Source organism: Pseudomonas sp. P97.38 (genome assembly GCF_001269745.1).
GTDB lineage: Bacteria > Pseudomonadota > Gammaproteobacteria > Pseudomonadales > Pseudomonadaceae > Aquipseudomonas > Aquipseudomonas chlororaphis_E.
Genome location: NZ_LHVJ01000034.1, coordinates 1 through 7,816 on the forward strand (window position 1 = coordinate 1; position 7,816 = coordinate 7,816).

The window sequence follows — 7,816 nt, forward strand, 5'->3', positions numbered from 1 at the left end:
TCATATTCGCTACCTGCAAATCCAAATCAAGCAGTTTGGCAAAGCCATTAATCAAAGCATGCGTAAGCTGGATGCGGAGAAAGCCGACCGACTCACATCAGTTAAAGGGATCGGCACTGTGGCGACTGCTAGTTTGTTGGTTTACCTGCCTGAGCTGGGTGAGCTTGATCGCAGAGAGATCGCGGCCCTGGCGGGAATCGCCCCCTACAACGACGACAGTGGCAATCACAGCGGCAAACGTCAGATTTACGGAGGAAGAGCGCGGGTCAGACGTGCGCTTTATATGTCGTGCTGGGTTGTCATCCGCTATCACGCCGACTTCAAGGCCCGGTACGAAGCACTTCGAGGGCGAGGCAAGAGCGCGAAAGTCGCGCTCATCGCCTGCATGCGAATATTGCTAATCAGACTGAATGCCATGCTTCGAGACGGCACTGAATGGCGGTGACGGGTGACAGAGGTAAGACAGTTGCTCCCACATTTGACGGAGAGAGGCCCGGCGCTTTGTGGCTGGTACAAATCACCACCTTGGCCCTTGCAGCTTGCCGCCGCTTCCTGCAAAGTCGCGCCCTTTTTGTCCGGTGGCTTTCCATCGCTGTGCTTTGAGGTAACGATGATAAATGCAGTAATTGCCGCGGTTGGCATCATGCTGGTGCTCAGCTTGTCTCGCGTGCATGTGGTAATCGCGCTGATCATTGGCGCGCTGGTGGGGGGCTTGACCGGGGGCTTGGGCATCGACGCGACGCTCAAGGCGTTCAACGCCGGCCTTGGGGGCGGTGCGACGGTGGCGCTGTCCTACGCGTTGCTCGGCGCGTTCGCCGTGGCGATTGCCAAATCCGGCATGGCCCACGCCCTGGCGGACAAAGCCCTGGCCATGGTGGACCGTCAGGACGCCGCCGGCGGGTCCGGCGTCAAATGGGTCTTGATCGGCCTGTTGGGCACCGTCGCGGTCGCCTCGCAGAACATCCTGCCGATCCACATCGCCTTCATCCCGCTGCTGGTGCCGCCGCTGCTCTATGTGCTGACCAAGCTGCAACTCGATCGCCGGTTGATCGCCTGCGTCATGACCTTCGGCCTGATCACTCCCTACATGTTTTTGCCGGTGGGCTTTGGCAACATCTTTCTCAATGAAATCCTGCTCGCCAACATCGCCCGCAGCGGTGTGGACGTCAGCGGCATCAACGTCACCCACGCCATGGGCATCCCGGCGTTGGGCATGGTGTTCGGCTTGTTGCTGTCGTTGTTCAGCTACCGCAAGAAACGCGTCTACGACCTGAAGAAAATCGCCCGGGTCGAGCAAGTGGCGGTGCGCTACAACCCGATGAGCCTGATGGTGGCCGGGTTGGCCGTGGCGGCGGCGTTCGCCATCCAGTTGCTGGTGGACTCGATGATCATCGGTGCCCTGGTCGGCTTCCTGATTTTCTCCCTGTCGGGGGTGGTGCGTTGGCGTGAGACCGACGACCTGTTCACCGAAGGCATGAAGATGATGGCGATGATCGGCTTCATCATGATCGCCGCCTCGGGGTTTGCCGAAGTGATGAAGGCCACGGGTGAAGTCCAGAGCCTGGTGGAGGCCTCGGCGGCCTGGATCGGCCACAACAAGGGCATCGGTGCGCTGATGATGCTGCTGGTCGGGCTGCTGGTGACCATGGGGATCGGTTCGTCGTTCTCCACGGTGCCGATCCTCGCGACGATCTTCGTGCCGCTGTGCCTGCAACTGGGCTTCAGCCCGCTGGCGATCGTCTGCATCGTCGGCACCGCCGGTGCCCTGGGCGATGCCGGCTCGCCCGCCTCGGACTCGACCCTGGGCCCGACCTCCGGCCTGAACATCGACGGCCAGCACCATCATATCTGGGACACGGTGGTCCCGACCTTCATCCACTACAACCTGCCCTTGCTGGCGTTTGGTTGGGTGGCGGCGATGGTGTTGTAAGGGATATTCAAACAGGCTCAGGACCGAGCCGAACCCTTCGCGAGCAAGCCCGCTCCCACAAAAGATCTGCTGTGAACACCCAATAGGTGCTGCCAGCAGTCCAGTGTGGGAGCGGGCTTGCTCGCGAAGAGGCCATTAAATCCGATGACAAATCGGTAGACCATTCGCGCCAAGCTTTTTCACCTTGTCCTACAGTTTTGCCGTGCGCTGCCGCTAACCCAGCTAACCACGCCAATAACACCAACAAGAGTGAACAGCATGCGCCTGAGCCTGAAGGCTAAAGTCCTGTCCCTGGCAATACTGCCGGTCCTGTTGTCTGCGGTGATCATCAGCCTGACCACCGCCTTCATCCTCACGGAGCAGGCCGGCAAAGAGGTGCAGCAGACGCGCGAACGCCTGCTCGCGGAGGCCAAGGCGACGCTGCAGAACTACGTGGCGGTGGGGTTGACCGCCATCAAGCCGCTGTACGATGCCGCCGCTGCCGGTGACAACGAGGCGCGGGCCCAGGCGATCAAGCTCCTGTCGAACATCAGCTACGGCAAGGACGGCTACTTCTTCGGCTACGACTCCGAGACCGTGCGCCTGTTCAAGGCCAACAGCCCCGACGGCGTGGGCAAGAGTTTCAAGGACAACCGCGACCCCAACGGTGTCTACGTCAACCGTGACCTGGTGAAAGTCGCCAAGGACGGGACCCACTACCTCGAATACAGCTCGCCACTGCCCAACAGCCAGGAACTGGTGCCCAAGCTCGGCTACACCGAATACCTGCCCAAGTGGGACATGGCGGTCGGTAGCTCGGTCAACCTGGACGGCATCGAAGCCCAGGTCGCCCTGGTGGAGACCAAGGTCCATGAACGCGTGCAGGGTGTGATCCTGAGCATCGTCGGCATCGCCGCCGTGGTGTTGCTGGTGATTGCCGTGGTGGGCCTGCTGCTGGCGAACACCATCCTGCGGCCGCTGCACCTGATGAAGGACAACCTCGATGACATCGCGGCGGGCGAGGGCGACCTGACCCGGCGCCTGGCGATCACCAGCCAGGACGAGCTCGGCCAACTGGCCGGTTCGTTCAACCGCTTCGTCGACAAGATCCACGGCCTGGTGCGGCAGATCACCGACATGACCTCGCAACTGACCGGGCTGGTGACGCAAGTGTCCGAGCAGGCCCAGCGCTCGGAGCAGGCCATGGAGCGCCAGCGCCACGAAACCGACCAGGTCGCCACGGCGATCAACGAAATGTCTTCGGCCGCCCAGGAAGTGGCACGCAGCGCCCAGGGCGCGGCCGTCGCCGCCCAGCAGACTGACGAAGAAGGCCAGTCGGCCAAGCGCGTGGTGGCCGGTAGCATCCAGCAGATTCATGCGTTGGTGAACGATATCCGCAGCAGCGGCGTGTCCTTAGACAGCCTGCAACAGGACGTGTCCTCGATCGTCAGCGTGCTCGGGGTGATTCGTTCGATTGCCGAGCAGACCAACCTGTTGGCCCTCAACGCCGCCATCGAGGCCGCGCGTGCCGGGGAGGCGGGGCGTGGCTTCGCGGTGGTGGCCGATGAAGTGCGGGCCCTGGCCAGCCGGACCCAGCAAAGCACCCAGGAAATCCAGGGCATGATCGACCGCCTGCAATCAGGCACCCATGCTGCCGTGGAGGCGATGCGCCGCTCCAGCGAGGCCGGCGACGGCACGTCGGTGCGGGCCAACGAGGCGGGCGCGTCCCTGGACACCATGGCGCAGTTGATCGGCACCATCAACTCGATGAACGCCCAGATCGCCAGTGCCGCCGAAGAGCAGACCGCGGTGGCCGAGGAAATCAACCGCAGCGTGCATCAGATCGCCGTCGCGGTGGACAATGTTGCCGACGAAACCCAGCTTGGCGCCCAGACCTCCCGCAGCCTCAACGAGCTGGGCCAGCGCCTGGGCAAATTGGTCGGCCAGTTCCGCATCTGACCGGCTGGAGCTGCCGAAGGCTGCGATCTTTCGCGCCCGATCCAGATGTGACGCCCGGGCAGCCGGGCCCTATCGGTCGGGGAGGATCGCAGCCTTCGGCAGTTCCTGTCGCGGTCCAACGGCTGCACCGGGTCCCCTGTGGGAGCGAGCTTGCTCGCGATAGCGGTGGGTCAGTCACTGGAGTGTTGCCTGGACAGCCGCTATCGCGAGCAAGCTCGCTCCCACAGGGGCAACTGTAATCGCTAGCGTGCCTGTACATCCCGCATCAACAACCCGAACTGCAGGTCCACCGCATCCGGAATCGGCACGTACACCACGTGCCCGTCCCCCGGCGCGACGTCGATGCCCTGGCCTTTGACGTCCTGCAACTGGTGCAGGTCGAAATGAAAGTTGCCCTTGGGGGTCATCAGTTCCAGATGGTCTCCCAGGCCGAAGCGGTTCTTCACCCGCACTTCGGCCAGGCGCTCGCGCCGTTCGCCGGTCAGCTCGCCGACGAACTGCTGGCGCGCCGACACCGAACTGCCGTTCTGGTAGTTCTGATACTCATCATGCACATGGCGCCGCAGGAAGCCCTCGGTGTAGCCGCGTTGGGCCAGGGATTCCAGGTCGGTCATCAGGGTGCGGTCGAAGTCGCGGCCGGACACCGCGTCATCGATGGCCCGGCGGTACACCTGGGTGGTCCGGGCGCAATAGAAGTGCGACTTGGTGCGGCCTTCGATTTTCAGTGAGTGCACGCCCATCCGCGCCAGCCGGTCGACGTGCTGCACGGCGCGCAGGTCCTTGGCGTTCATGATGTAAGTGCCGTGCTCGTCCTCGAAGGCCGGCATGGATTCCTCCGGCCGGTTCGCCTCCTGGAGCAGGAACACCTGGTCGGTGGGGGCGCCGATGCCCAGGGTCGGCTCGGGCGTATAGGTTTGCACGATGTCGCCCACCAGGTTTTCGGTGGCCGGCTGCGCCGAATACTTCCAGCGGCAAGCGTTGGTGCAACTGCCCTGGTTGGCGTCGCGCCGGTTCAGGTAGCCCGACAGCAGGCACCGCCCCGAATAAGCCATGCACAACGCACCATGGACGAAAACTTCCAGTTCCATGGCCGGCACCTGCTGGCGGATCTCGGCGATTTCCTCCAGGGACAACTCCCGGGACAGGATGATTCGGCTCAAGCCCTGTTGCTGCCAGAACTCGACGCTCGCCCAGTTCACGGTATTGGCCTGCACCGACAAGTGGATGGGCATCTGCGGGAAATGCCGGCGTACCAGCATGATCAACCCCGGGTCGGACATGATCAGCGCGTCCGGCGCCATGGCGATCACCGGCTCCAGGTCTTTGAGGAAGGTCCGCAGCTTGGCGTTGTGCGGGGCGATGTTCACCACCACGTAGAAGCGCTTACCCATGGCCTGGGCTTCGCGTATCCCCAGGGCCAGGTTCGCGTGGTCGAATTCGTTGTTGCGCACCCGCAGGCTGTAGCGCGGTTGACCGGCGTACACCGCGTCCGCGCCGTAGGCGAAGGCATAGCGCATGTTCTTCAGGGTGCCGGCGGGGGCGAGCAGTTCAGGGGCGGCGAGGGTCATGGTGGCGTCGGTCGCAAAAAGCGGCGAGGGTACGCCGCGCCGGACCGGGCCATATTGATGTGGATCAAGGCACAAGCGCAGAACCGACGGCACTCCGGCGATTCCTGGCTGACTAATGTGTAACCCGCCTCAGGACATGGAAAGCTGATGAATCGAAAGATGCTGCAAAACAAATCCCAGATGCTGTTACTGGTCCTGGTCACCCTGGCTTTCATCTGGATCCTGTTGCCATTCTACGGCGCGGTGTTTTGGGCGGTGATCCTGGGCATCGTCTTTGCGCCGATGCAACGGCGGCTGCAACTGAAGTTCGGCTGGCAGCGCAACGTCACCTCGTTGTTCACCCTGAGCACGTGCGTGGTGATCGCGATTTTGCCGGTGATCGTCATCGGCTTGCTGCTGGTCCAGGAAGGCGCGGCGCTGTACAAGAGCCTGGAGAGCGGAGAGCTGGACATTGCCGATTACCTGGCCCGCTTCAAGGATGCGTTACCACCGTACTTCCAGCACCTGCTGGACCGCTTTGGCCTGGGCAACCTCAATGGCCTGCGTGACAAGATCGTCAAGAGCGCCATGCAAGGCAGTGAGTTCTTCGCCACCCAGGCGTTCAGCTTCGGTCAGGGCACTTTCCAGTTCCTGGTCAGCCTGTCGGTGATGCTGTACCTGCTGTTCTTCTTTCTGCGCGATGGCCCTGAGCTGGTGCGCAAGGTGCGTGCTGCGGTGCCGCTGGCCGAACACCAGAAGCGGCGCCTGCAGTTGAAATTCAACCGCGTGGTGCGGGCGACGGTGAAAGGCAACCTGCTGGTGGCGATCACCCAGGGCGCGCTGGGCGGGTTGATCTTCTGGATCCTGGGCATTCCGACGGTGCTGCCCTGGGCGGTGCTGATGGCGTTCCTGTCGCTGCTGCCAGCGGTGGGGGCAGGCCTGGTCTGGGCGCCGGTGGCCGTGTACTTCCTGCTCTCGGGGGCCATCTGGCAGGGCGTGGTGCTGATTCTGTTCGGGGTATTCGTGATCGGCCTGGTGGACAACTTCCTGCGACCGATCCTGGTGGGCAAGGACACCAAGATGCCCGACTACATGGTGCTGGTCTCGACGTTGGGCGGGCTGGCGGTGTTCGGGCTGAACGGGTTCGTGATCGGCCCGTTGATTGCCGCGTTGTTCCTGTCGTGCTGGGCGCTGTTCGTCGAAACCGCGCCTCGGGTGCAGTTGCCCTAGGCGGTCAACAAGTACGGGCCGATGCGTTGCGACATGGCCTGGGCGGCGGGCAGTGAAGTCAGCGGGCCGCTGATGGTCACGCCATCTTGCACCAGATACCAGCAGGCCAGCAGACCGCGCTCCCTGAGCGAGGCGGGGACGGCACTGCCAATGACAGACATGATTTGAACCTTGGGCATGGGAACCTCCATCAATCGATGGGGTTACCTTACGACTCAGCCGCGGTAACGAAAAATCAACCGGCTCAATAGTGGGAATCGATGTCGCTCAATCGACCACCAGATCGAGCATGTGCACCACTTCCTGCTCATGGAGCACGCCTTTGCGCACCAGATTCTCCGCCAGCAGTGAAATGAACTTGGCGGTTCGGTGGCCTTCCAGGTGCTTGAGTTCTGTGAGCGCGTTGTAGACCTTGCTGGAAGTGCACAGGCCAACGATGCGATGGGGATTTTGCGTGGGCATAGCTTCGTCCTTGTTGTTATGAAGCTGTTGTTGACGGACAGCGTCAGTGTGCGGCACCGCCATGACGCTCACGTGACAGCCTGGGTTGCAGGAAAACAAAGCAGGATTCAGACCATAATGCCTTTTTGGCGCCGGATTATTGTTCCGGTAGCGACCTCGACGAGCTTTTTCAGCCAGCAGCGCTTTGCTTTGGCCCACGAAAAAGCCCCTGAACCTTTCGATTCAGGGGCTTTTTTATTGCTGTCTGGCTCCACGACCTGGACTCGAACCAGGGACCCAGTGATTAACAGTCACTTGCTCTACCAACTGAGCTATCGCGGAATGGCGCGTATGTTACTGATTGGAAAAGAGAAGTCAAGCTTTGAGTGATGATTGGGGCGTTGCAAGGGCGGTGGGCGATCCATTGCTCACTTGTTACCGCAAACATAAAACGCACTGTGGGAGCAACTGTCTTACCTCTGCCACCCGTCACCGCCATTCAGTGCCGTCTCGAAGCATGGCATTCAGTCTGATTAGCAATATTCGCATGCAGGCGATGAGCGCGACTTTCGCGCTCTTGCCTCGCCCTCGAAGTGCTTCGTACCGGGCCTTGAAGTCGGCGTGATAGCGGATGACAACCCAGCACGACATATAAAGCGCACGTCTGACCCGCGCTCTTCCTCCGTAAATCTGACGTTTGCCGCTGTGATTGCCACTGTCGTCGTTGTAG

The 7,816-nt window shown here is 61.8% G+C and carries 8 protein-coding genes, 1 tRNA gene and 1 pseudogene; 5 read left to right on the forward strand and 5 right to left on the reverse strand.

The window, feature by feature from the left end:
• The 4 genes and pseudogenes from AD664_RS26030 to AD664_RS28305 form a co-directional block, all read left to right on the forward strand.
• Positions 1-445: transposase (locus AD664_RS26030; RefSeq protein ID WP_157061611.1), on the forward strand; the 445-nt coding region annotated here is incomplete at its 5' end.
• Between the two features lie 168 nt (positions 446-613).
• Positions 614-1,930 (forward strand): Na+/H+ antiporter family protein, encoded by a 1,317-nt coding sequence (locus AD664_RS26035; protein WP_161796091.1) that lies wholly within the window; start codon positions 614-616, stop codon positions 1,928-1,930.
• A gap of 258 nt (positions 1,931-2,188) precedes the next feature.
• A pseudogene (locus AD664_RS28300) lies at positions 2,189-3,010 on the forward strand (cache domain-containing protein); the annotation flags it as partial.
• Positions 3,011-3,112: 102 nt separating this feature from the next.
• Positions 3,113-3,868 carry a methyl-accepting chemotaxis protein gene (locus tag AD664_RS28305; protein WP_371261001.1) on the forward strand — a complete coding sequence of 252 codons (756 nt, stop codon included), beginning with the start codon at positions 3,113-3,115 and terminating at the stop codon, positions 3,866-3,868.
• Between the two features lie 242 nt (positions 3,869-4,110).
• Here AD664_RS28305 and yegQ read toward each other — a convergent pair whose 3' ends face one another.
• Positions 4,111-5,436, reverse strand: a complete 1,326-nt coding sequence (yegQ, locus tag AD664_RS26045; RefSeq protein ID WP_053151372.1) for a tRNA 5-hydroxyuridine modification protein YegQ — start codon at positions 5,434-5,436, stop codon at positions 4,111-4,113.
• Positions 5,437-5,583: 147 nt separating this feature from the next.
• Between yegQ and AD664_RS26050 the strand changes: the two genes are divergently transcribed.
• Complete coding sequence (locus tag AD664_RS26050) at positions 5,584-6,645, forward strand: AI-2E family transporter (protein WP_042728349.1); 1,062 nt, start codon at positions 5,584-5,586, stop codon at positions 6,643-6,645.
• Here AD664_RS26050 and AD664_RS26055 read toward each other — a convergent pair.
• The 4 genes from AD664_RS26055 to AD664_RS27405 all read right to left on the reverse strand — a co-directional run.
• Positions 6,642-6,824: a hypothetical protein gene (locus AD664_RS26055; protein ID WP_053151369.1), complete on the reverse strand. Its 183-nt coding sequence runs from the start codon at positions 6,822-6,824 to the stop codon at positions 6,642-6,644. The two genes, AD664_RS26050 and AD664_RS26055, sit on opposite strands and share 4 nt — an antisense overlap.
• 88 nt (positions 6,825-6,912) lie before the next feature.
• Positions 6,913-7,107: a hypothetical protein gene (locus AD664_RS26060; RefSeq protein WP_042728351.1), complete on the reverse strand. Its 195-nt coding sequence runs from the start codon at positions 7,105-7,107 to the stop codon at positions 6,913-6,915.
• A 245-nt stretch (positions 7,108-7,352) separates the two neighbouring features.
• Positions 7,353-7,428, reverse strand: a tRNA-Asn gene (locus AD664_RS26065).
• A 147-nt stretch (positions 7,429-7,575) separates the two neighbouring features.
• Positions 7,576-7,816 (reverse strand): transposase (locus AD664_RS27405; RefSeq protein WP_157061612.1); only part of this gene is annotated, 241 nt, incomplete at its 5' end.

Coding starts and splice junctions, on each gene's coding strand:
- AD664_RS26055 (WP_053151369.1), bottom strand. CDS start 6,824: ATGCCCAAGGTTCAAATCATGTCTGTCATTGGCAGTGCCGTCCCCGCC.
- AD664_RS26060 (WP_042728351.1), bottom strand. CDS start 7,107: ATGCCCACGCAAAATCCCCATCGCATCGTTGGCCTGTGCACTTCCAGC.
- yegQ (WP_053151372.1), bottom strand. CDS start 5,436: ATGACCCTCGCCGCCCCTGAACTGCTCGCCCCCGCCGGCACCCTGAAG.
- AD664_RS28305 (WP_371261001.1), top strand. CDS start 3,113: ATGGAGCGCCAGCGCCACGAAACCGACCAGGTCGCCACGGCGATCAAC.
- AD664_RS26050 (WP_042728349.1), top strand. CDS start 5,584: ATGAATCGAAAGATGCTGCAAAACAAATCCCAGATGCTGTTACTGGTC.